Origin of the sequence: Snodgrassella alvi (assembly GCF_002777855.1) — a bacterium.
GTDB classification, from domain to species: Bacteria; Pseudomonadota; Gammaproteobacteria; order Burkholderiales; family Neisseriaceae; genus Snodgrassella; species Snodgrassella alvi_E.
On sequence record NZ_MEIK01000034.1, the window covers coordinates 430,732 to 454,576 of the forward strand.

The 23,845-nt window shown below is 42.9% G+C and carries 22 protein-coding genes; 11 read left to right on the forward strand and 11 right to left on the reverse strand.

The annotated features are described in order from the left end of the window. Positions 1-141 precede the first annotated feature (141 nt). From BHC43_RS07780 to BHC43_RS07800, 5 genes are all read left to right on the forward strand, one after another. Positions 142-2,304 carry an AsmA family protein gene (locus BHC43_RS07780; protein WP_100157007.1) on the forward strand — a complete coding sequence of 721 codons (2,163 nt, stop codon included), beginning with the start codon at positions 142-144 and terminating at the stop codon, positions 2,302-2,304. After that, positions 2,301-3,866 (forward strand): FAD-dependent 5-carboxymethylaminomethyl-2-thiouridine(34) oxidoreductase MnmC, encoded by a 1,566-nt coding sequence (mnmC, locus tag BHC43_RS07785; RefSeq protein ID WP_100157008.1) that lies wholly within the window; start codon positions 2,301-2,303, stop codon positions 3,864-3,866. Before BHC43_RS07780 ends, mnmC begins: the two co-directional genes overlap by 4 nt. A 202-nt stretch (positions 3,867-4,068) precedes the next feature. After that, entirely contained in the window at positions 4,069-4,797 is a 729-nt protein-coding gene (locus BHC43_RS07790; protein WP_100140614.1) for a metal ABC transporter ATP-binding protein, read from the forward strand. A 4-nt stretch (positions 4,798-4,801) separates the two neighbouring features. After that, complete coding sequence (locus BHC43_RS07795; protein WP_100157009.1) at positions 4,802-5,677, forward strand: metal ABC transporter permease; 876 nt, start codon at positions 4,802-4,804, stop codon at positions 5,675-5,677. 41 nt (positions 5,678-5,718) lie between these two features. Then, complete coding sequence (locus tag BHC43_RS07800) at positions 5,719-6,606, forward strand: metal ABC transporter substrate-binding protein (RefSeq protein WP_373885637.1); 888 nt, start codon at positions 5,719-5,721, stop codon at positions 6,604-6,606. A gap of 55 nt (positions 6,607-6,661) precedes the next feature. Here the strand turns inward: BHC43_RS07800 and BHC43_RS07805 are convergent, their stop codons facing one another. Beyond that, positions 6,662-7,543 carry a ferritin-like domain-containing protein gene (locus BHC43_RS07805; protein ID WP_373885638.1) on the reverse strand — a complete coding sequence of 294 codons (882 nt, stop codon included), beginning with the start codon at positions 7,541-7,543 and terminating at the stop codon, positions 6,662-6,664. A gap of 125 nt (positions 7,544-7,668) precedes the next feature. Here BHC43_RS07805 and BHC43_RS07810 point away from each other — a divergent pair, with 125 nt between their 5' ends. Together BHC43_RS07810 and lolA are read left to right on the forward strand one after the other, a co-directional pair. Beyond that, complete coding sequence (locus BHC43_RS07810) at positions 7,669-8,082, forward strand: DUF1090 domain-containing protein (RefSeq protein WP_100157010.1); 414 nt, start codon at positions 7,669-7,671, stop codon at positions 8,080-8,082. Between the two features lie 188 nt (positions 8,083-8,270). Further along, positions 8,271-8,885: an outer membrane lipoprotein chaperone LolA gene (gene lolA, locus BHC43_RS07815; protein ID WP_100157011.1), complete on the forward strand. Its 615-nt coding sequence runs from the start codon at positions 8,271-8,273 to the stop codon at positions 8,883-8,885. A 52-nt stretch (positions 8,886-8,937) separates the two neighbouring features. Here lolA and BHC43_RS07820 read toward each other — a convergent pair whose 3' ends face one another. Continuing rightward, positions 8,938-9,366 carry a hypothetical protein gene (locus BHC43_RS07820; protein ID WP_100152621.1) on the reverse strand — a complete coding sequence of 143 codons (429 nt, stop codon included), beginning with the start codon at positions 9,364-9,366 and terminating at the stop codon, positions 8,938-8,940. Positions 9,367-9,444: 78 nt separating this feature from the next. Continuing rightward, the gene (locus BHC43_RS07825) at positions 9,445-11,697 is read right to left on the reverse strand and encodes a DNA internalization-related competence protein ComEC/Rec2 (protein WP_100157012.1); all 2,253 of its coding nucleotides are present in this window, start codon (positions 11,695-11,697) and stop codon (positions 9,445-9,447) included. A 510-nt stretch (positions 11,698-12,207) separates the two neighbouring features. Here BHC43_RS07825 and BHC43_RS07830 point away from each other — a divergent pair. Continuing rightward, positions 12,208-12,924 (forward strand): DUF502 domain-containing protein, encoded by a 717-nt coding sequence (locus BHC43_RS07830; RefSeq protein WP_100157013.1) that lies wholly within the window; start codon positions 12,208-12,210, stop codon positions 12,922-12,924. Between the two features lie 81 nt (positions 12,925-13,005). Continuing rightward, complete coding sequence (gene aspS, locus BHC43_RS07835; RefSeq protein WP_100157090.1) at positions 13,006-14,814, forward strand: aspartate--tRNA ligase; 1,809 nt, start codon at positions 13,006-13,008, stop codon at positions 14,812-14,814. A gap of 96 nt (positions 14,815-14,910) precedes the next feature. Here the strand turns inward: aspS and trmA are convergent, their stop codons facing one another. Together trmA and BHC43_RS07845 are read right to left on the reverse strand one after the other, a co-directional pair. Continuing rightward, on the reverse strand, positions 14,911-15,996 hold the full coding sequence (gene trmA / locus BHC43_RS07840) for a tRNA (uridine(54)-C5)-methyltransferase TrmA (RefSeq protein ID WP_100157091.1): 1,086 nt from the start codon (positions 15,994-15,996) through the stop codon (positions 14,911-14,913). Positions 15,997-16,052: 56 nt separating this feature from the next. Next, the gene (locus tag BHC43_RS07845) at positions 16,053-16,769 is read right to left on the reverse strand and encodes an SDR family NAD(P)-dependent oxidoreductase (RefSeq protein WP_180297456.1); all 717 of its coding nucleotides are present in this window, start codon (positions 16,767-16,769) and stop codon (positions 16,053-16,055) included. A 470-nt stretch (positions 16,770-17,239) separates the two neighbouring features. Here BHC43_RS07845 and bioB point away from each other — a divergent pair, with 470 nt between their 5' ends. Then, positions 17,240-18,289: a biotin synthase BioB gene (gene bioB / locus BHC43_RS07850; RefSeq protein ID WP_100157015.1), complete on the forward strand. Its 1,050-nt coding sequence runs from the start codon at positions 17,240-17,242 to the stop codon at positions 18,287-18,289. Positions 18,290-18,492: 203 nt separating this feature from the next. After that, a complete protein-coding gene (gene tadA, locus BHC43_RS07855; RefSeq protein WP_100157016.1) occupies positions 18,493-19,248 on the forward strand; it encodes a tRNA adenosine(34) deaminase TadA in 756 nt (251 codons plus the stop codon). 55 nt (positions 19,249-19,303) lie between these two features. On the opposite strand, the gene BHC43_RS07860 is transcribed toward tadA, so the two are convergent. From BHC43_RS07860 to lpxK, 6 genes are all read right to left on the reverse strand, one after another. Then, a complete protein-coding gene (locus BHC43_RS07860) occupies positions 19,304-20,077 on the reverse strand; it encodes a sulfite exporter TauE/SafE family protein (RefSeq protein WP_100140602.1) in 774 nt (257 codons plus the stop codon). Between the two features lie 12 nt (positions 20,078-20,089). Then, positions 20,090-20,620 (reverse strand): CNP1-like family protein, encoded by a 531-nt coding sequence (locus BHC43_RS07865; RefSeq protein ID WP_100157017.1) that lies wholly within the window; start codon positions 20,618-20,620, stop codon positions 20,090-20,092. 121 nt (positions 20,621-20,741) lie between these two features. Beyond that, positions 20,742-21,389 (reverse strand): adenylate kinase, encoded by a 648-nt coding sequence (gene adk, locus BHC43_RS07870; RefSeq protein ID WP_100140600.1) that lies wholly within the window; start codon positions 21,387-21,389, stop codon positions 20,742-20,744. Positions 21,390-21,448: 59 nt separating this feature from the next. Next, on the reverse strand, positions 21,449-22,207 hold the full coding sequence (kdsB, locus tag BHC43_RS07875; protein ID WP_100157018.1) for a 3-deoxy-manno-octulosonate cytidylyltransferase: 759 nt from the start codon (positions 22,205-22,207) through the stop codon (positions 21,449-21,451). Further along, positions 22,204-22,392 (reverse strand): Trm112 family protein, encoded by a 189-nt coding sequence (locus BHC43_RS07880; RefSeq protein ID WP_100140598.1) that lies wholly within the window; start codon positions 22,390-22,392, stop codon positions 22,204-22,206. Before BHC43_RS07880 ends, kdsB begins: the two co-directional genes overlap by 4 nt. A 294-nt stretch (positions 22,393-22,686) precedes the next feature. Next, positions 22,687-23,727: a tetraacyldisaccharide 4'-kinase gene (gene lpxK / locus BHC43_RS07885; RefSeq protein ID WP_100157019.1), complete on the reverse strand. Its 1,041-nt coding sequence runs from the start codon at positions 23,725-23,727 to the stop codon at positions 22,687-22,689. Positions 23,728-23,845: the final 118 nt, after the last annotated feature.

Here is a 23,845-nt window from a genome sequence, read left to right on the forward strand (position 1 = left end):
GCTGATATAAGTATTTTTATATGGACTTAATCCACGCTTTTGTAAGGCTTGGATTGTTTTCTATTGTAACGGTTATTTCAAAATGGATTTGTCCTGAAGCCGACAAATCTATATTTTGAAACAATTTTAAATTAAGTTTTTATGATTTCCTTATTGCATTCAGGCAAATTTTGGTTGAAATTGCTGGTTTTTGGCTGCCTGAGCATATTTTTGCTATTGGCCATTGATATGGCTGTGTTGCATTATTTGTTTAATGCTAAAGAAATTAATAAACGTGCTAATGAGTTTGTGGCCGATAGTGGCAGGCAAGTTTTTTTTGATGCAGATATCAGCCGTTCTATGTTTCCGCGCCCTACTGTGACATTACATCAGGTACAGGTTAAAAATGTTGCCTCTAAAAAAAATGACATTAATGTAGGCGAGATGAAAATCGGCTTGGGCTGGCAAAGTTTCTTTGGTCGCATGACAATTGAAAAATTGCAGCTTAACGATGCAAGTATCAATCTGGTACGCGGTAGTAACGGCCAGTGGAATCTGGCTGATTTATGGCAGAAAGCATATTCGGGTAAACGTTTACATATAAACCGGCTGATACTGGAAAACGCTAAATTTAATATTCAAGACGATCAGAACTTACAATATATTAAGCAGATGAATCTTCAATGGCGTAATCTTGGCAGCTCCAGTGCACTGCAACTGGAGGGAATTTTAGGAGGCCAAGATATGCAAACTCTGCATTGCAAGCTCAATGCTGTTTATCATCCTGATGCTGTGATGCAGTGGAAAGATGTTAATCTGGAAATAGATACTAAAGTCTCTGTTTTGGGTGAGAGTAACGGCCAGTGGCATTTTGATGCACGCTGGTTGCCACAGCAGCAGTTACTGCAGACAGCTGCTGTGCAATGGCAGTGGCATAGTCAGCGTAATCAGTTGCATGTGACCGGCAATGGGCAAAACTGGCAGGTAGGCTGGGCCAAACTGTTTTTACCACAATTAAATGGTGTTGCTACAGCTCAGATTGGTGATAATGCGATTAATGCCACGGTGTCTGCCACCAATACCAGCTGGTTGCAGAATCACTGGTTTTTACCTCAGTTTCAGATTGACAGTGGTTGGCAAAGCCATTTGTTTCAGACCGCGCTTACTGTCAGTGGTCAGCTATCATGGTTGGATATGCGCCACTGGAAAATTGACAATTTTTCGGTGAATAGCCATCAGGATACTGTCAATGCCCTACCCAACTCCCGTTTCATCAGTGATTTATCTGGCAGTGTTCAGGGTGACGATGCCGGCAACGGTCAGCTTAATCTGCAAGGCCAGTTTGATAATCAGCCTGTCAGCATTTCTCTTGACTATCAACATGATAAACAGCAAGCAAAAATAAACGGAGGCATTCATCTGGCACAGTTAAATTTACGCCCTTATGCAGATAGCAGTACTAGTTTGCTCCCGCTAGACTGGCAACAGTTATGGTATCGCTGGTTTAAGAAACGGTCGCTTACGGCTCAACTATCCATTGATTCTCTGCTCACACCAACCGTAGTTGTAAATCAGTTTAAAACTCAGTTGTCTCTAAATGCACGTACGTTAAATTTGGACCCGATCAGTTTAAATATGTATGGTGGTAATACTGATGGATTGTTGCAGGTGACTAATTCTAATCCTTTAAGCTGGAAAGCACGGCAACACGCACGTGGTGTGCAAATGAAATCTTTTTTACAAGATACATTTGGTTTGCATAATCTTGATGGTGAAGGTGATGCAGACTTTGATTTCCATGGAACAGGTGTCAATCGTCAGCAATGGCTTTCCAGTCTTTCGGGTCAGGCGGATATCCATATTCGTCAAGGTGTGTGGAACGGTATTGATATTAATAATATTCTGCAAAATAGTGACAGTCAGACAACTGTAGCTTACAACGAAACTAGCCAAACGCCTTTCCGCTATATTCGCTTGCAGATTCCATTGAGTAATGGAAATACCAGAAGTAGCCGTATGGAACTACATGCTGATAATTTTGATATCAAGGGTACTGGTGATGTGAAGTGGTTACAACAACAGATGGATTATAATGTTCTGATTGCTACTAGACGAGCCCAGCAGCAAACTTTACTGCCGTTACGGATTAACGGAACATTTACTAGACCATCATTCTCCATAGATTATCAAAAACTTACTGCTGGTCTACATACTTCACAGCAGAAGCAGAATAGTCTTCGGCAGACATTGCAACAGCAATGGCTCTGGCTAAATCAGGGTAGCAATGCATCAGTAGAGCATCATGAAACTGTAAGGCAGCCATGAGTGCTTATGTCTTCCAAAATTGGCCGCAGCCAGATGAGCTGGCTCAGCAGTTGGGAAACGATGAGCAGGCTGAGGTTGTGGTGGTAGCCGAAAGCTGGCCGAAGACATTATTGGCTACTTCAGATGCTGGGCAAGCGATAGTGAGGTTTTGGACTCAGGCAAGATTATTCTGGCAACAGCAACCAGTATTCAGCTATCCATTTCGAGCGGCAGGTAAATTCCTTCTTATTCAGCCGCAAGAATATAAGCACTGGGCGCAGTTTTACTCGGGTTTTGCACACGATAAGGCTGACATTGGTGTTAGTGGTTTTAAACCTTGGCTAACATTGCCTCCCACTCGAGCAGTTAAATCTGTAGTGGTAATCGGTGCCGGTATTTCTGGAGCTGCCACTGCTTTTGCTCTTGCCAAACGTGGGATTGCGGTCACAGTAATTGAACAACATGCCATCGCCAGTGCTGCTTCTGGCAACCATCTCGGGCTGCTGTATGCCAAAATTTCTCCCAATTATACTGTGCAGACAGAGCTGTTGCTGGCAGGCTATGGATTTAGCCGTAGCCTGCTTCAAAATAGTTTGCCAGTGGGTCAAGGCTGGCTAGACTGTGGTGTACTTCATTTGAACTACAATGATGCCGAAAAGAATCGCAATGAATTATTAGCTTCACAAAATTCTGATAATGCTTTGTTTCGATCTGTCACGCAGGCTCAGGCTGGTGATATTGCCGGTATGGAATTACTTTCAGGAGGATTATGGTGGCCATTTGGTGCAGCCATCAATCCTTATAGCTGGGTTGATGCTTTGCTTAGACAACCTATAATTGAGGTGTTGACTGCAACTAAGGTTACAAGTGTTGCGTATCAGAATGATGGCTGGCAAATTGGTTGTCAGAATATGAATCGATCATTCACTTTGAAAGCATCCCATGTCGTTATCTGTGCCGGAGCGGACAGTGATAAGCTCTTTCCAGTTTCTGGCTGGCCATTACATAAAATCAGAGGGCAAACTACCACAGCTTGTTTTAGAACTGATGTTATAAAGCCAAGCTGTGCGCTAAGCGGAAATAGCTATATTACCCCCGCATGGCAGGATAAACTTTGTTTTGGTGCCACTTTTCATCCGAACAATACCGATAACAGCCTAAATGAAGAGGATGAAAATGTTAACTGGCAGCAATTACGCCGCTGGCTACCACATCTCGCAGCAAATCTGTATCCGAATACAAAACCGCAGGGGCATGCGGCTATACGCTGTGATGCATTTGATCATTTGCCTTTGGCCGGGCCTGTGGGCAATGCAGAGGCGATGCTGCAGCAGTATGCCCGCTTGCGTTTGGACAAAAATTATCGGCTTAATCAACCTTGTCCATGGCAGCCAGGTATGTTTATTAATACGGCTCATGGCAGCCGCGGTTTGCTGACAGCGCCTTTATGTGCCGAAGCAATTGCTGCTGCCATACTGGGTTTGCCCTCTCCTTTATCTGTGCGGCTGCAACAAGCTTTGCATCCTAACCGCTTACCCATTAGAGCGCTAACACATCATTTATCATTTCCTTTGCCTGCTTAAAATTTCTCATTTTGCTAAAACTTTATAGTATAGGTATGATGAATGTAATGTTATACTATAACATTAAATTGTCATTGAGCTGATCCGGTAAAGGCATCACAATGTTTTCACTTTTGCTATGCGGTGTGGGTAAACGCTTGATGGGTGTGGGCGTTATTTTGGCTTTGATGTGGTTGATGTATGCATGGGCAGTGAGTGCATCATGAGTATTCAGGTAGACAATGTCACGGTCAGTTATCGCCAGCGACCAGCTATCCATCATCTCAGCATTGATTTTAAACCAAATGAAATGTGGGCAATATTCGGCCCTAATGGAGCGGGTAAATCCACGTTGCTCAAAGCCATTATGGGGCTAGTACGACCCGATAGTGGTGAAATTTGCTGGCAGCATTTACAGCGCTCTGATATAGCTTATCTGCCTCAGCAGTCGGATATTGACCGCAGCCAGCCTATGAGTGTGTTTGAACTAGTTGCTATGGGGTTATGGTATGAAACTGGTTTCTTTGCGGGTATCAGTAAATCTATGCATCAGCGGATTATTGCAGTATTAACTCAAGTTGGTATGCTGCAATATCAGGCACGCAGTATCGCGCAGTTGTCTAACGGCCAGTTTCAACGAGTATTACTGGCACGCATGCTGATTCAGAATGCTCGTGTTTTGTTGCTCGATGAACCATTTAACGCAGTTGATGCTGCTACAACTTTTGCTTTGTTGGATATTTTGAAAGCATACCAGCAGCAGAAGCAATGTACGGTGATTACGGTTTTGCATGATTATGAGCAGGTGCAGGCGTATTTCCCCTACACTTTGTTGATTGCTCGGGAAAAAATTGCAGCGGGTAAAACGGATCATGTATTAACTGAACAATATCTGCAACAGGCGGCCGCAGCAATGCAGCAATACGAACAGGACCAGTGGTGTAACAGGTAAATTAATGAATATGGCCTATTTACTCTTTCAGCCTTTTGCTGATTACGATTTTATGCGTTATGCATTATGTTCAATTGTATTTCTGGCTTTAGGTACTGCGCCGGTTGGGGTTTTTTTGATGATGCGGCGTATGAGTCTGGTTGGGGATGCGCTCGGGCATGCTATTTTACCGGGTGCAGCAGCCGGCTATATGCTAGCTGGCTTAAGTTTACCAGCAATGAGTTTAGGCGGGTTTATTGCTGGCCTGTTGATGGCTTTGCTGGCCGGTTTGGCCAGCCGATTTGCCAATGTGCGCGAGGATGCCAGCTTTGCCGCTTTTTTTCTTACCTGTTTGGCCTTAGGTGTAGTGTTGGTGAGCCGAGGGGGAAACAGTGTTGATTTATTGAACTTACTCTTTGGTTCCATTTTATCAGTCGATAAGCCAGCGCTGACGCTGGTGGCGATAGTGAGCAGTATTTCAATGCTGGTATTGGCCGTAATATATCGCCCGCTAATGCTGGAAAGCATAGATCCACTGTTTCTACGTGCTGTGAACGGTAAAGGCACGCTTTGGCACATTATTTTTCTAATACTGGTTGTGATGAATCTGGTTGCTGGATTTCAGGCTTTAGGAACACTGATGTCTGTAGGTTTAATGATGTTGCCCGCTATCAGTGCCCGTTTGTGGCAAAAATCAATTGGCGGTATTCTGATGATAGCAGCTATCATTGCTGTGTTGTGTGGCTATATAGGTCTGCTATTGTCTTTCTATATTGATTTACCATCTGGGCCGGCTATTATTCTGTGCTGTGGTCTGGTTTATATACTGTCATTATTTGTTGGCAGTGAAAGCGGTATTTTATGGCGTGTATATAAACGTCAGCGACACCATGTTGCTTAGAGATAATTTTTGCATCATAAATCACTGAAGGATATATAAAAATGAAACGAGGCTTTTTTATTTGCCTGTTTAGTATGTTTCTGTGTAGTTTAGCCAGCCTGCTTCAGGCGGCACCGCTGCCGGTTATCACCAGTTTCAGTATTCTGGGCGATGTTACACGGCAAATTGGCGGTGAACGTGTACAGGTCAGAAGCTTGATTGGTTATGATCAGGATGCGCATATGTATCAGCTGGTCAGTAAGGATTTACGCGACATGCGCTCAGCCAGACTGATTCTACTTAATGGCTTAGGCCTAGAACCATTGTCTCTGCAACGAGCTGCTCAACAAAGCCGTGTACCTTTGGCTACTGTTACTCAGGGTATTCAGCCTTTGATGATGGCAGACGGCGGCCACGACCATCATCAGCACACAGACCCACATATATGGAATGACCCCGTTCTGATGCAGACCTATGCGCGTAATGTTGCCGGAGCATTGATTAAAGTTGATCCGCAAGGCAAAGCCTATTACCAGCAGCGGCTGGCGGCTTACCAGCGCCAGCTGGCGGAGCTCAATAACTGGGCTACTAAAATATTTAATGCTGTACCGGCAGACAAACGTAAGGTTTTGACCGGTCATGATGCTTTTGCCTATATGGCCAAGCGTTACAGTATTCAGTTTATTGCTCCGCAAGGTGTAAGCACTGAAGCCGAGCCATCAGCGCGTCAGGTGGCAGCAATTATTAGCCAGATACGCCGTGAGCATATCAAAGCCATTTTTATAGAAAACATTAAAAATCCGAAAATGGTGCAGCGAATTGCCAGCGAAACTCAGACAAAAATCAGTGGTCGTTTGTACTCAGATGCCTTGAGCAACGGAGCGCCAGCGGCAACCTATATCGATATGTTCCGTTTTAATGTTAATGCACTCGCTGCGGCTATGATATAGATTGAAAATACAGTTTCAGAATTATTTGGCCGTTATTATCTAACAGAAAACATATTTAGTTTTGCAATGCCAGCCGCCAGTTGTGTACATCAGACTGGCGGCTTTGTTCGAAATTTTCCAGCATTTCCAGTTCAAAACGGGAAAAACCTGCTTGTTCTCGTGCTTCGATATTTACATAACCTCGGAAAATAAATAAATCATAACGGCTGAGTAAACGCCGAAATAAAGCCTGTGGTTCTAGTCCTCGTTGTGCGCATAAATACTGATACCAATAATTTCCCACTTGAACATGGCCTACTTCTTCGCGGTAGATAATATCTAATACTGCACAGGTATACTCATCTCCTTTTTGTGCAATTTTAGAGCGCATTCCTGGGGTAACATCCAGCCCACGTGCTTCCAAAACGCGTGGTACCAAAGCCATCCGTAGCAGTGGGTCGAATGCGGTTTTATAGGCCATGTCCCATAAATGATTGTGCGCAGCAAAGTCACCATAATCATAGCCGAAAGCTTGCAGACGTTGCCGCATAAGCTGAAAATGATGTGCTTCTTCAGCTGCAATACGTACCCAGTCGCGGGTAAATTCTTCTGGCATGAGACGAAAGCGGTAGGCTGCGTCTAGCGCCAGATTGATTGCATTAAATTCAATATGACAAACGGCATGTAATAAAGCCGCATATCCTTCCTCGGTTGAAAATTTACGGCTTTTCACTTTAGAAGGCGGTACCAGCTTAGGTCTTGCGGGATGGCCCGCAAAACGAAAATCACGTATAACAGCCGTTACCTCCCTCTTCAAAGCATTGGCTGGTGTTTGAATACATAATTTATGAGCAATATGGCTCAAAGAACATTTTTCATCAGGCAAAGTACTTAACAAAGCTGATTCCAATAAGGCAGCAATGGACATTTTCACAGAAAAGGGTAAAAAACTGAGCATTCAGTATACATGTGCTGCAGTAACAAAATAAACTTTGATTTAAACTGAATTTACATTTTAGATAGTGTTTATCGCTGCTTAGTTTTACAATACACAGAATTATTTTTTTTCTAAAGGTTAAATTTATGAAAACAGCACGTATACTTAAAGTGGCTCTGCTTAGTCTGTCATTGTCTGCCGCCCTACCAGCTATGGCCGATCATCAATGGCAAACCTGTGCTGAAAAACAGCAACAGATTGATAATCAAATGCAATATGCCCGCGCCAACAATAATCAAAGACAGATTAACCGTCTTAATGCACAAAAAGCCGATATTGCGCAAAATTGTGACAACAATGATTTGCGTCAGAAATATCAGCAGAAAATTGCAAAGCTAAATAATAAAATTGATGAAACACAGCGTAAGCTAGCAAAGGCTCAGGCAAAAGGCGATAACGATAAAGTAGCAGAGCTGCAAAACAAAATGAATGAAAATACAGCTAAACTTCAACAGGCAAAACAGAATTTTGCTCGTTTTGAGCAGGCTACCAAACAGTAAAATAGGCTAATTTTCACACCAATGAAAAAGCTGATTTATCCGCTTTTTTATTGGTATTTTTATGCCAAGTGCAGACGTGTCTAGGTCTTATTCCAGAATGGAATGACCTATCAAACATTGATTTTCTGTTCCAACTTTATCTGTAAACAGCTAAAATATTCAATAATTGTTAAGCAAAGGAGTATTTAATGCGGATTTTGTCTCAGGCTGTACTCAGCGGCATTTTGGCTTTCAGTACTGCATGGGTTAATGCAGGCGGACTGGAAACTTTGCAAAAATTCAATGCTGATACAGATGGTATTTCCGGACAGTTTAGTCAGTCAGTGAAAAGTAAAAAGCGAACTCAGACAACTGCGGGTACTTTTGCTATTCAACGGCCGGGGCTGTTTCGCTGGGAATACACCCAGCCCTATAAACAAATAATAGTAGGCGATGGAAACACTGTCTGGCTTTATGATCAGGATTTGGCTCAAGTCACAAAACGTGCTCAAAATCAGACAATTGGCGATTCTCCTGCAGCGATTCTATCTAATAAAACAGCCTTAAATGCCAACTATTCATTATCTGATGATGGTAGCAGCAACGGTATTGACTATGTCCGTGCCTTACCTAAACGTAGTAATACAGGCTATCAGAATATTCGTATCGGTTTTAAAGGTGAGAATCTGGCTAATATGAAGCTAAAGGATAGCTTTGGTAATCTGACTACGATTACATTCAGTAAAATCAATACGCATCCACAATTAAACCGGGCACAGTTCAAGTTTACCCCTCCCAAAGGTGTAGACGTTCTAACTCAGTAAGTAAACTTATAACAAGGCAAACAGACAGGTTTAACCTGTCTGTTTTTTTGCATTAGCAGCGATGAACAAATGTCCGTCCATTGTGACTACTTCGACACCAACGCGGCCGGAACATCATCCAGTCCATATCATCGTCCCATCTACGTTGCATGGCCCAGCTACGCGCCTGCTCTAGCTTCACCTGATTGATATAATTATTCCATGCTAGCTTGTAGCAGCTTTGAAAAATAGGCAAGTTTACTTTCTGCATGTACTCTTGAGCTATTTTGGCATTAGCAGGGTCGGAAAAAAAAGCTGGATTCTGCATCTGAGCCTGCATCAGCTCAGCGGTACGAGGGTCGCACTGAGCAGCTAAATCAAGTTGTAATTTTTGCTGTGCAGCTTTCTCTGCCGCAGCCCGTGCTGCTTTTTGCTCTGGGGTAGCACATGCAGCCAGTATGAAAGCTGTTAGGATATATATAGATAGTTTACGCCAGTGCATGTTGAATCCTTCAAATCAGCCGTTTATTTATTTTATCCATTATACGCCAGTATATTATGGCGTTCAGTTGCTGGTAAACTAAAGCAATGCTGGTTTACGCTGCCAATAAGGCCGGTAGTTTTGTAATAACTTCCAATGTAGTGGGCGTGAAGATAGAGTTGTCTGTAATCCTCCCTGCCGGTCGGTGCGTAATAGAGTAACACCTTCTTGTTTCAGTAACTGTTGAACCTCTGCGTGAGGATGGCTATAAGAATTGGCAAAGCCGGCACTGGCTACTGCATAGATAGGAGCCACAGTACGAAGAAAGTTTTTTTCACTGGAATGTTTACTACCATGATGGCCTAATACAAGAATCTGACTAAATAAATCATCACCATAAGCGTCTACTAAAGCTCGTTCTCCTTGTTTTCCCAAATCGCCAGTTATTAGCAGTGCCTTATCAGCGCTGATCACTCGCAAAACACAACTGTAATCATTTTTTTTATTATTCTGTGTTACTGGTAGATTCAAAAACTCAAACCATACTCCATCCCATTTCCAGTTTTCACCACCTAGGCAGGGTTGCACCGGAAAGTTATAGGCTTTGCTCTGTCCAGCAATAATTTTCAGTGGTTGCAGCTGTTGCCTAATTAACGAAGCACCACCATCATGATCATTATCATGGTGTGACAATATCAGCGTATCCAAACGATTGATACCAGCCGCACGCAGGTTGGGCATAAGCACAGATTGTGCCGCGTAAGCTGTACCGGTATCAAATAGCAATTCATGTCTGGCGGTAGTAATGCTGATGGCTAGTCCCTGCCCTACATCCCATATTTTGATATTAGTTTCGCCAAAAGCCGGTTTAGGAGGCCGGTAGCCCAGCAATAAAAGCAAAATAAGCAAACACAAAGGCCGCAAATACCAGCCTTTAGGCAAAAGTAACAACATAACTGCAACAGCAGCAATCAACCACAAGGCCAACGGTGCCTGTGCTGGATAGTATTCTGGAGCGTAATCAGCAATCCAATGCAGCATACGCATGGTTCGCTCAGCCAGATAAGCCGCCACCGTACGTAAGATATCAAATGGCAATATTAACGAAAGCAAAGCCAGTGGTACCAATACCAAAGTAAACCAAGGAATAGCAACAGCGTTAACCAGTGGCGAGATAATGGCTACCGAACCGAAACAATAAGCCACCAGCACCACGGAAGCCATACCGGCAGCCCATTGACCCTGTACCATCTGCCTCCATTTAGCATGCTGACTATTACCGTCACCTGCCCACATCAGCACTGCTACCAACAGAAAAGAAAGCCAGAAACCCACGCTTAATGACGCTAGCGGGTCAAACAGCAACACTAATGCTATGGTCAGCCACCACACTTGAAAAGCGCGTAAATAACCGCGACGCCACGTAAGTGCCAGTATAATAATCATTAGCATACTCCGCTGTGTAGGTACAGCAAAGCCGGCCAGTGCGCTGTAAACAATGGCAGTTATAACTGCTGTAGAGCGCGTATATATCCACGGCTGATGGATTCGCAGTGGCAGATACTGTAAGCACTTGCTGCATAACCATCCTGCCAGCATGGCCAACATCCCCACATGCAATCCGGAAATACTGACTAAATGATTTAGTCCCAACGGGCGGAATATCTGCCATGCACTTGCTGGTAATGCAGATTGTTCACCTACAGCAAGCGCTTTCAGCAGGGCTACACCTTGCGGATATTTTTGCTCCTGATTATGCCAACGTGCACTGCACCACATGCGCCACTGAGAAAGTTTTATTTTCCAATCTGAAGTAACTGTTAATGCTTTACGCTGTCCCTTAACGACATTAGCCATAGCTCCGATACCATTACTGAGCGCCCACGCTTCACGATTGAACCCAATCATATTGTTTTCCCCGATCATAGCGCGAACTTTGGCCTTAATCTCCCATCGGCTCCCCACTGGCCATTCTTGCCTGCTGTAATCAGTAATCAACCATTGTTGCTGCCGGCCATCAGGTAGGTTTACTTGAGCAACAAAGCGGCTGCGTTGTGTATCCTGCTGTGGTATATCTTTAACCTGAATAGTCACAATCTGTAGTTGTGTCTTATCGGCTATTGGCCACTGCTGCTGTAAGGCTATATCGGTGCGCCATAACCCAAAAATTACACCGGCACATAGTGCTGCAACACAACGACACCACAGCCAACCAGAACATAAATACAGTATTAATAATAAGAAAAAGCCACCAATCCATGGCCAGATATCAGCCTGAGGTAATAAAAAAGAGCCGCAAATACCTGCTACCCACCATGGCAGCCATGCACAGAAAAAACGGAAACTAGCCATACAGAAAGCTATAACTTCCTAAAACATTATTAGAAGATTGATTAAGGTACAGATTATACCAAATAGATTAACTAAAAAATTTATTTGTAATTATTAATTATTCATTAGTTATAAATTGCAAATTAGAAGCCGAATCAATTTTGCTGATATGCTAATGTGAATCTATCTTCAATAATTCGGTAAACCAATGCTTGCAGAATCTAAAATAAAAGGTTCTCTATTATATCAATTTAATATCAATAATTTAAAAACAAACAAATTAATTGTATACGAGATTATAAATACATACTTTTGATTAATTGAGCATACCGATGCAGATGATACAAATCAAACACATATAACAGTTAATAAAGCTGCATCTCAATCAAACCAATTCTGAATCTTTGTTCGCTCCTTAAAATAAAATTTAATCAACATCAGTAATAGCCACTGTGAAAACAACCAAATATGGGTATAATATAAAGTTTGATATTTGTAATCAGAACATATTAAAAAGGACTTTCTCAAAATATGGCACCACAGCCTGCCGAGGGCGGAAAACTGAAAAAATCTCTTAAAAAGTACATGCTCACCGGCGTGCTGGTTTGGCTGCCCATTATTGTCACCATTTGGGTAATCAGCTATATCATCGGTATGGCTGATGAGCTGGTGAATATTTTACCGGCACGCTGGCAGCCACAGGCACTTTTTGGTTTTAAAATTCATGGACTGGGTCTTGTAGCAGCCATAATCGTGGTTTTCTTTACTGGCCTATTGGCTGCAAATATGCTCGGACGTAAAATATTTGCTGCATGGGACGCCTTGTGGGGACGCATTCCGGTAGTGAAAAGTATTTATTCTGGCGTAAAAAAAGTTTCTGAATCTCTTTTGTCAGACTCGCGCCAGTCATTTAAAACACCGGTTCTGATCCCGTTTCCGCAACCCAACATCTGGACAATCGGATTTGTATCTGGACACATACCGGATAATATTGCGTCGGCATTGCCAGAGCAGTCTGATGCTACCCAGTCCAATGAATATATTTCGGTTTACGTGCCCACTACCCCCAATCCTACTGGTGGCTACTATATTATGGTCAACAGTAAAGATGTGCGTGAAATTGATATGAGTGTGGACGATGCACTGAAATATGTTATTTCATTGGGAATGGTGCAGCCGGATGAACCGCCGCACAATCAATCTTTACAGGCGATATTTTCTTTACATAAGCCCGCCAGACCAAATTAGCATACAATTAGCATACAACTGGCCGGAATGGATATTCCTGATAACACAATTAACCGTAATCACAGTAACAAAGGCATCAAAATGCGAACCAACTATTGTGGCTTAATCAACGAGCAATACCTAGACCAAACTGTCACCGTGAAGGGCTGGGTTCATCGCCGCCGAGACCATGGCGGAGTGATATTCATAGATCTGCGTGACCGCGAAGGCATTGTACAGGTTGTAATTGATCCGGATACACCGGAAGCATTCAGCTTGGCTGATTCTGCACGTAATGAATACGTATTGAGCATTACCGGCCGCGTGCGCGCACGTCCGGAAGGAACTAAAAATGACAAAATGATTTCTGGTGGCATTGAACTGCTGGCCAAAGAAATTGAGATTCTCAATACTGCAGCTACGCCCCCCTTCCTGATTGACGATGAAGGCATCAGCGAGAATGTTCGTCTGACCAACCGCGTTATCGATTTACGCCGTCCAGTAATGCAAAATAATTTGCGTTTGCGCTATCGTGTTGCCATGGCCGTGCGTAACTATTTAGATAGCCAAGGTTTTATCGATATTGAAACACCGATGCTTACCCGTTCCACTCCAGAAGGTGCGCGTGATTATCTGGTGCCCAGCCGTGTATTCCCAGGTGAATTCTTCGCTTTACCGCAATCACCGCAATTATTCAAACAATTACTGATGGTGGCCGGTTTTGACCGCTATTATCAGATTGTTAAATGTTTCCGTGATGAGGATTTGCGTGCTGACCGTCAGCCGGAATTTACCCAGATCGACCTTGAAACATCGTTTCTAAACGAAAACGAAATCATGGACATCACTGAAAACATGGTAAAACTGGTATTTCAGAAAGCCTTGTCCGTTGAATTGCCCACATTTCCTCGCATGAGCTGGCATGATGCTATGTTCCTTTATGGTTCAGACAAACCGGATTTACGCGTTAGCCTGCAATTTACCGAACTAACCGACGTAATGAAAACGGAAGAATTCAAAGTATTCCGTGCGGCTGCCGACATGAAAAATGGCCGTGTTGTGGCTTTACGTGTACCGAACGGTGCCTCTTTGAGCCGCAAGGAGATTGATACCTATACTGAATTTGTGGGTATTTATGGAGCCAAAGGTCTGGCTTATATCAAAGTTAATGATATTAGCAAAGTAAATAACAGCGAAGACAGTGGTTTACAGTCACCAATTGTGAAATTTTTGTCTGACACCGCGTTGCAATCAATTATTAACAAAACCGGTGCTCAAAATGGCGATATTATCTTCTTTGGAGCCGATAAAGCCAAAGTGGTAAACGAAGCTATTGGTGCTTTGCGAATCAAAATTGGCCACGAACATGGTGCTGCAAATGGTTACTTTACTGATGAATGGCGTCCGTTATGGGTAGTTGATTTCCCCATGTTTGAATATGATGAGGAAGAACAACGCTGGTCTGCTATGCACCATCCGTTCACCGCTCCGAAGGCTGGCCACGAAGACCTGCTCGCAAGCGCTCCGGAAGAATGTATTGCCCGTGCTTACGATATGGTATTAAACGGCTGGGAAATCGGCGGTGGTTCTATTCGTATCCATCGCGCAGATATTCAGGAAAAAGTATTTGCTGCGCTAAAAATCACGCCTGAAGAGCAGCAGAATAAATTTGGCTTTTTACTGAATAATCTGAAATTCGGTGCTCCACCCCATGGCGGTCTGGCTTTCGGTTTAGATCGTTTGGTAACCTTAATGGCAGGTGCGGATTCCATTCGAGACGTGATTGCGTTCCCGAAAACACAACGTTCACAAGACTTGCTGGTAGATGCACCAAACCACGTTGATGAAAAACAACTGCGCGAACTAGGCTTGCGCCTGCGCCAGAAAGTACAAACTGAAGAACAGAATTAAAATGTTTTTCTACAAAAAAACTGCCTGACAAATATCAGGCAGTTTTTTTATTGATATAAAATATAATAAATAGAAAAACATGCTATGAATTAGATATTAACATCTCTGTAACCAGACACCTGATTCAATATGCGGCGTGAACGGAAACTGGTCAAACATCGCAGCCAGCCTTACCTGATGTGTTGTTAACAAGGTTTGTAGATTATCATACAGGGTAACGGGGTTACAGGATACATAAATTATATTGTCGAATTTCTGTAATAGTTGCAGCGTGTCTGCATCAATACCGGCTCGTGGTGGATCCACAAATACCGTACTGAATTCATAATCACCCAAATTAATCTGTTCGCTGACAAGACGCTTAAAAGTTCTAACACCGGCATAGGCTTCAGTAAATTCTTCAGCCGAAAGCCGTGCAATAGCTATATTGTGAATTTGGTTGGTATCTATATTCCAGCGGGCAGCCTGTACTGAGGTTTTTGATACTTCGGTAGCCAGTACGCGACGGAAGTGACGCGCCAATGGCAAGGTAAAATTCCCATTACCGCAATAAAGTTCCAGTAAATCTCCCATTGGAATAGCTTTAGCAACATTTGTTGCCCAGCTAAGCATCGACTCACACACCACTGCATTAGGCTGGGTAAAGCCGCCTTCCAATTGTTTGTACTGAAACACTTCATTATCTACGCTTAATCGTTCGATAACGTAATCGCGCTCAAGTACCACTTTTTGTCCACGGCTGCGTCCTATAATCTGAATACCCAGTTCAGAGGCTAAGGCTTTAGCTGCCTGCATCCAGTCGTTATTCAGTTTTTTGTGATATATCAGGCTAACTAGCGTATCTCCAGCCAGTGTAGTTAAAAATTCTACCTGAAATAATCGTGATTTAAGTAATTCATTAGACTGTATGCAATCAAGCATTACTGGCATCAGTGAATCGATATTTTTATGAGCGACAGCAAAGTGCCGCAATTTTTTCACATTACCATTACCGGCCTTTTCTCCTGGAGCAAACATGGCATAACTGCATGTCTCCCCATCATGCCAGATGCGAAATTCAGCACGCATGCGATAATGTGATGCAGGTGAAGTAAAAACCTGCATCTCAGGAAATGCACAGTCGGCAAATAATTTATTAAGATAAAGTTGTTTCTCAGTAAGCTGTTGCTGGTAGGCGGCAATGGTCATGAAGTTTTGTCAGGCAAAGCAAAAAGGGAGCCATTATAACAAACCCTTGTCTACTCCCGCACATCCCGCAGTGTTTGCTGACCATAATCGTCGGCAGCAATCATGGCCGCAATCTTCTGTGCGGTTTCGGCAGCACTCTGCAACTGGCTATTTGTTTTCATATTAATAAAATTGTTTACCATGGGAAATTTGGCGGCATCAGCTGCACGGATGCATTGCTGCATATTAGTATCCACTACACCAGGAGCAATACTGGCAATACGCACGCGTGGATGCTGCTCCGCAGCAATGACGGCTGCATGCTGATCCAAAGCTGCCTTGGTGGCACCATATACACTCCAACCGGCAATGGGATGGCGACCGGCACCGCTGCTGATATGGGCAATGCGTATAGCGGCTTTGGTGGCAGCTGCAATAACTGCATTAGTGAGCAGCATAGGCGCAGTGATGTTTACAGCTATGGCTTTGGAAATGGCATCACAGCCTTGCTGACCGGCCAGAGCATTTGGCTCCACTATTCCGGCATTATTAATCAGCGTGACCTCATTTTTATTTTCCAGTCCGTTTTGCCAACTGGCCGATTGCACCAATGTGGATATAGCTTCAGTATTGGCAAAATCAATAGCATATTGTAATAGCCTTTCTGGCGGATTATCCCAGCCATGGCGCGACAATCCGATCACCTTAACTTCTTGATTCAGATAATATTCAGCTAGTGCGCGCCCCAATCCTCGGCTATGTCCAGTGATTATGACACAATTTTGCATATTGATTTCCCTTTCCAGTATTTTGCTCATTCCATGCAGATAAAAATATCTACAGAGCTAATCAAGTTATATTTATTCTAAAACAGCCTCAGATAAATTTTCCAGCTAAAAGATAGCAAAAACAAACTAATTTTTAACACTTACTGATATTTAATTCGTAAACATTGTTAATTCAAAGATTTAATTAAATTTTGAATTAATATCTACACATTATATCTTTGAAATAAATAAAATTTCTAACCCTTTGATTGGCTCGATTCAAATTAATATTCTCATAAAAAGCAGTAAGTACATTATTGCTTTTACCTGATAAAAAAATTTAATTTACAAATGAAAAATAAACTAATTCAAAGAGATGTAATTCAAAATTTATTATTTTAATATAAAAATATATTCAAAACGGTTGACAACAAAGTTTTACATATTAAGATGCACTGTAATTATCAGATTGACACCAAAAGGAAATTTATATGTCATTAGGTGCTATTCGCCATAACTGGGCATTGCCGGAAGTTATGGAATTATTAAAATTGCCGTTTAATGATTTAATTTTTATGGCACAAACTGTGCACAGACAAAACTTTCCAGCCAATCAAATACAAATATCGACACTTTTATCTATCAAAACAGGTGCCTGTCCTGAAGATTGCAAGTATTGTCCCCAATCAGGCCATTATAATACCGGGCTGAATAAAGAAAAATTGCTTGAAGTACAGAAAGTAATTGATAAAGCGAAAGCTGCTAAAGACTCAGGTTCCACTCGTTTCTGCATGGGTGCAGCATGGAAGCATCCTACTATAAAAGACATGCACTATGTTTTAGAAATGGTAAAAGGAGTAAAAGCATTGGGAATGGAAACCTGTATGACATTGGGTAGTTTGACGCAAGAACAGGCAACCGCCCTTGCCGATGCGGGATTGGACTACTATAACCATAATCTTGATACTTCACCTGAATTTTATGGTCATATAATTACTACTCGTACTTATAGCGAAAGATTACAAACACTGGCTTATATCAGAGCAGCCGGTGTGAAAATTTGCTGTGGCGGCATTCTTGGTATGGGTGAGTCAATCAAAGATCGAGCAAATCTGTTGATTCAATTAGCCAACTTATCAGAACATCCAGAAAGTGTACCCATTAATAATTTAGTTAAGGTTAAAGGTACTCCTCTGGAAAATGAAAAAGATATTGATCCGTTCGATTTTATTAGAGTCCTAGCTGTAGCCCGTATTATGATGCCAAAATCCCATGTTCGCTTATCCGCTGGACGGGAAAAGATGAATGAACAAACTCAAGCTCTTGCATTTTTAGCCGGCGCTAATTCATTATTTTATGGCGATAGGTTATTAACAACTGCAAATCCACAGGTAGAAAAGGATCAGGCTCTTTTCCAGAAGCTTGGAATTATTCCAGAAAAACATGAGGATCACAGCGATGAAATTCATTTAGCAGCCATAGCACAGGCCGTAAATGAACAAAGACAGATAAATAGCGCGAACAAAACTTCAGTGTCCTAACAAAAAAATCAACACTTAAAAGTTTTAGCTTAAATATAAAATCAACTTTTTTCAATATTCTGCTGTCAACTATAAAAATTGAATATTGATTTTGATACCATTCGATTTTTATTCAAAAAAAATTAAAATAATGAGGCATAATTTATTCATCAAAATCAAATAAATTTATAGTAGGATAACGTGCATTAATTTTGGTTTTAATTATGAATACCTTAATGACTTCACCCCCACTACCACATAAAACGATTACTATTCTAAAACAACTTGATATACATAATGTGGAAGATTTGCAGCGCCGTGGCCCGATTACAACTTTTTTACAGCTGCGAAATATTAGTACAGGTACTACTGAAAGAGTATTATGGCAATTGATTGCGCTAGCAGAAAACTGTAATGTTCAAAGCATAGGCACAGAAGAGAAAGAATATTGGCGGCAACAACTCAAACAACATCCGCCAGTAGCAATATTTCCAGCAAAAGAAAACATGGAATCTTGGATGCGTCATGCATTAATGGCAGCGCATCAGGCACAGTTATTGGATGAAGTACCTGTTGGCGCGGTAGTTGTTTATAAAAATAATATTATTGGTCTAGGCTACAATCGTTGCATCACTGATCATAATGTGAGTCATCACGCGGAAATTCAGGCACTGACAGAAGCAAGCCAAAAACAAAAGAACTATCGTTTACAGGAATGTGACGTTTACGTGACTCTTGAGCCTTGTGCCATGTGTGCCAGTGCTTTGATTCAGGCTCGAGTACATAGAGTTATTTATGGCGCTGCAGAACCCAAAACTGGTGCAGCCGGCAGTGTGATAGATTTATTTGCCGATCACCGGCTTAATCAGCACACTGCTATTCTAGGCGGAGTAATGGAATCAGAATCGCGACAAATATTACAGCAGTTTTTCCGTAAAAGGCGTTCATCTTCTCTTTCCATAGATGACAATTCAATCTGAATGATAGATATTAGAGTAATTACTGCCACGAATGCATCATTTATTTTCTTATCTATCACATCAAATCGTAGCCGAATCTACCAATCATAATACATAGTAGAACAATAAATCCTTTGCGTAGTAATTTAGTACCGCCACGCATGGCCAGTCTGGCTCCAATTAGCCCGCCGGTTAAATTCGCTATTGCCAGAGGAATGGCCCAATGCCATATTACATAGTGATGAGGTATAAAAAAGCACAAAGCTGCAAAATTTGTGGTCAGGTTGATAACTTTGGATGAAGCCGTAGCAGTAATAAAATCAAAGGCGAAAAACCGCACAAACACAAAAGCCAGTAAACTACCGGTGCCTGGGCCAAAAACGCCATCGTATAAGCCGATAAGAGCGCCGATTATCAAACCATGTACGTATTCGCGTTTAGTAAGCACACTTTGGCGCTCAACTTGTCCAAGGTCTTTTTTCAGAAATGTATATGCCGCCATCACGATTAAAATAACCAGAATAGACGGCTTCATCCATGACGTTGGCAAGTATACAACAATATGAGAACCCAGATACGAAAAACCAAATGCAAGTACAGCTGCAGGTATCAGCATAGCCCAAGGTACAGATATGCGGCGAGTATATTGAGCAGTGGCCACTAGTGTGCCACTGGCTGAAGCGAATTTATTCACCCCCAAAACAACCGGAGCGGGAGTTTGTGCTGGCAGTACACCAAAGAGGCCAGGTATCTGTAACAACCCACCCCCACCCACTGCTGCATCCATCAGTCCAGCACTAAATCCTAGAATTAACAGCCACCAAATATGGGCATCATTTAACCAATCCACATATCTTCCTGTCTAGCGCATAGCGCGAGTTGTGATGCGCTGCATTAATTCATTGTGGTTCCGCGGCAAGCCGTCTTCACAGAAGGTCTGATACAGTACAGAGCGCACTCTATCTAGTTCATTCAGTGAAGTACCGATTACCTTCCATTGGCCATTGCGTGGCTGGATCCAGCGTTTGTTGACATCATCCCCAAAGCCAAATACTTTCATCCGTCGTGTAGGACAATGAATCGCTTCTGCTGAAAGATTGTTAATGCCCTGCGCAGATTGCTGATTCAGAATATAGTGCACAGTTCGATCGGGATTGATGGAAATGCTGTTGAGCAAAAGCTTGGGGTGGCCGCTGTAAGTCTGGTTGATATATACATCTACCCACTGCTGGTTACCAGCAGGATAAGCGGGTAATGGTACAGCTTGCTCTTCCCATGCCTGATTTTCGTCTGGACCTATATAGTGTTCGTTATATAAGGTTTCCTTTCGTGCCAGTGCAAGAGCACATACACCAAATAATAGGGTTGCAAGCACGGTTTTGGCAATATTCATACCAAATTCTCCGGAACTGAGTATCTATTCAGTATTCTTGATTATGAAATCGTTCGGTACATAGCAGCTAATTTTCAGGCTGTCTACCTTTTCGAACAGACAGCCTGATGGTTTACTGACATTACAGTTTTAATGCCGCCAACACTTGAGTTTTCACTGCCTCTACTGGCTGCGTACCGTCTACACGGATATAATCTGGCGCATTGTCACCATCCTGTTTGCCATAAAAATCAATCAGCACTTCTGTCTGCTCATGGTAAACCTGCAAACGCTTTTTGATGGTTTCTTCCTGATCATCGTCGCGTTGAATCAACGGTTCGCCGGTTTCATCGTCTACGCCGTTGACTCTGGGTGGATTGTAAATCAGATGATAGGTACGACCTGACGGTTGATGAACTCTGCGGCCGGATAGGCGTTCGATAATTACTTCATCTGGTACGGCGATTTCTACCACTGCATCCAAATGCACACCTGCTTTTTCCATTGCCTGAGCCTGAGCCAGCGTGCGCGGGAAGCCATCAAATAAGAAACCATTGGCACAATCTGGCTGAGCAATCCGTTCTTTAACCAAGCCAATAATAATGTCGTCCCGTACCAATCCGCCGGCATCCATAATTTTTTTGGCCTCAACACCCAGAGGTGTGCCGGCTTTAACAGCCGCACGAAGCATGTCTCCGGTAGAAATCTGAGGAATATTGAAAGCAGCAGTAATGTATTGTGCCTGAGTGCCTTTTCCGGCTCCTGGCGCGCCTAACAATAAAATTTTCATTGTAACTCCTGAAAAACACTTAAATTAAATAAAAGATAAACTGTTCAGATTTGATGTTGTCAGTTTGTCCAACTGGCACGTACGCGTTCAAGATCAGCTGCTGTATCCACGCCAGCCGCCGGTGCGTGAGAGGTAATTTGTACTGCGATACTGAAACCATGCCATAACACCCGTAACTGCTCCAGTGACTCAATTTGTTCCAATGGTGATGGAGTTAGCTCAGTATATTGGTGCAGAAACTGTACCCGATAGCCATATATACCGATATGCCGGTAAACAGAGATATCGGTAGGCATTACTTCAGCGCCGCTACGCATTAGTTCCCGCGGCCATGGTATCGGGGCACGGCTGAAATAAAGGGCGTTATTTTGATTATTCAGCACAACCTTAACGCAATTCGCATCGGTAAAATCAGCGTAATCGGTTAATTTGTGTGCAGCGGTAGCCATGGGAGCCTTGCTTTGCACCAACTGCATAGCCACAGCATTTATTAGCTCTGGTTCAATCAGTGGCTCATCCCCTTGCACATTGATAACACAATCCTGATCAGCCAAATTCAAAATCCTTGCAGCTTCAGCCAGCCGAGTAGTACCACTTTCATGCTCGGTGGCTGTTAGCACTGCTTCAATTCCATGCGCCTGACAGGCAGCCTGAATATCTGCGTGGTCTGTAGCTACAACAATTCTGTCTGCATTACTTAGTTGCGCACGCTCGGCTGCGCGTACCACCATTGGTTTACCATGGATATCTGCTAAAGCCTTATTAGGCAGACGGCTGGAAGACAAACGAGCCGGAATTAATACGATAAAATTACTCATGCGCTAGCCGCACATTCTTCATCTGATAGCTGACGCGCCTCATTAATCAGCATATAGGGAATACCATCTTTAATCGGAAAAGCCAGACGAGATGCCCGACACCACAGTTCCTGCTGCTGTGCATGCCATTGTAGTTTCCCTTTACATTCGGGGCATACCAGAATATCCAAATATTTTTGATCCATTTTTAGTCCTTCATACCACTGTGGTGGCAAGCTATATCCTTATTGATTCGGATTGTATTTGAATCAGGCACAGCCGCTTAATTAATTTCTAATCGCAATCATCAATGACTTTACCATATAACGGAATACTGAGACAGTACACATTTGTCTATCCGTTATGTACTCATCCTGCTTTATGCTGATTACGCTCTAGTGCAAATGAGGCATTTGATATCAGCCAAGATGCTATCCCAGAACAAATTTTACCAGCAGCCAGTGCTGATGGCATCTGTTTAATTAAATAACTATTGGAATTTATGGGCGCTGTTGTAGTTGTAATTCAGTCTGAATAAAGTGTGCTAAATCAGGACAAATCTGTGCAGAGAGCGGTAAAACCCAGATATTGTTTAGCATAGGGATGGTAAGTTTAACTGCGTCCTTTTCGGTGATAAATACCACGTCTGCCTCTGGCCAGTCTGCCGATTCAATGGTGGCATGATCATTTAGTGCTACGGTTTGTACAAGCTCAATCCCCAAATTTTGCAATGCCAGAAAAAAACGCTGCGGACGCCCTATGGCTGCTATAGCAGCACAATGTTTGCCGCTAAATTCTTGAGCCTGTGCCGTACGATGCGGCTCATTCAAAGAATAAAAAGCGCCATAATTGATTGAGCTATAACCCTTCCATTGGTTATTTATGATTAGCCCCGCTTGGTTGGCCTGTTGTATAGATTGCTGGTTACCCTGACTGAAAATAATACCATTTACGTATTGCAGCCGGCGTAAAGGTTCACGTAAAGGACCATTGGGCAGTACATCCATTTTTCTGCCGATATCAACAGATGGAAATACCACGATTTCCATATCTCGTTTCAAAGCATAATGTTGTAGGCCATCATCACTAATCAGGAGCTGTATGTCTGGGTAGGCAGCTAACAGTGCTTGGCCGGCAGCCTCACGTGTGGTGGCCACTGCAATTGGTGCCTGTGTTTGCAGAAACAGCATTAGCGGTTCATCTCCGGCCTCACTGACAACAGTGCCATTCTCAACAATAACAGTCTTCTTACTGTTGCGCCCATATCCCCGGCTGATAATACCTACTTTTATTTGTCGCGCCTGCAGTGCCTTTACCAAAGCCGCTACAAGCGGTGTCTTACCTACTCCACCAACATGGATATTGCCAATCACCACTACTGGGCAAGACAATTTGGTGCTAGATAATATACCTGTCCGATAAAATAACCGACGCATCCAGGCAATGGTCTGAAAGATTCTGGCCAGCGGCCACAATGCGATACTCAAAGCCATTTGAGGATGCTGCCAGTGACGCTGTATTAAACCGGCTAACCAGTCCATGTTGTGGCTCTCAACGATAAAATAATACTATACCATGGTGCGCAGACGGAACTGAAACTCATCATAAAAGGCCGTATAATATTCAGCTAATAAATTTGCACAAAAATAATGGTGTCTT